The sequence below is a fragment of the Citrobacter sp. Cf088 genome, assembly GCF_030334295.1.
Lineage (GTDB): Bacteria > Pseudomonadota > Gammaproteobacteria > Enterobacterales > Enterobacteriaceae > Citrobacter > Citrobacter freundii.
In genome coordinates this window covers 1-219 of sequence record NZ_JAOWEE010000023.1, presented here as the reverse complement: position 1 = coordinate 219, position 219 = coordinate 1, and the positions used below count along the sequence as shown (strand labels likewise).

Sequence of the window (219 nt, the reverse complement as noted above, 5' to 3'; positions counted from 1 at the left end):
ATAATGCGACTCCACACAGCGGGGGTGATTAGCTCAGCTGGGAGAGCACCTCCCTTACAAGGAGGGGGTCGGCGGTTCGAACCCGTCATCACCCACCAACTACTTTATGTAGTCTCCGCCGTGTAGAGTAAGAAATTGAGAAGTGGGTGATTAGCTCAGCTGGGAGAGCACCTCCCTTACAAGGAGGGGGTCGGCGGTTCGATCCCGTCATCACCCACC

2 tRNA genes are annotated in these 219 nt (G+C 56.6%); both read left to right on the top strand.

Annotation, left to right across the window (positions count from 1 at the left end):
• The first annotated feature begins 22 nt into the window (after positions 1-22).
• Positions 23-98 (top strand) — tRNA-Val (locus OGV71_RS01550).
• A gap of 46 nt (positions 99-144) precedes the next feature.
• Positions 145-217: transfer RNA gene (locus OGV71_RS01545), tRNA-Val, on the top strand.
• Positions 218-219 lie beyond the last annotated feature (2 nt).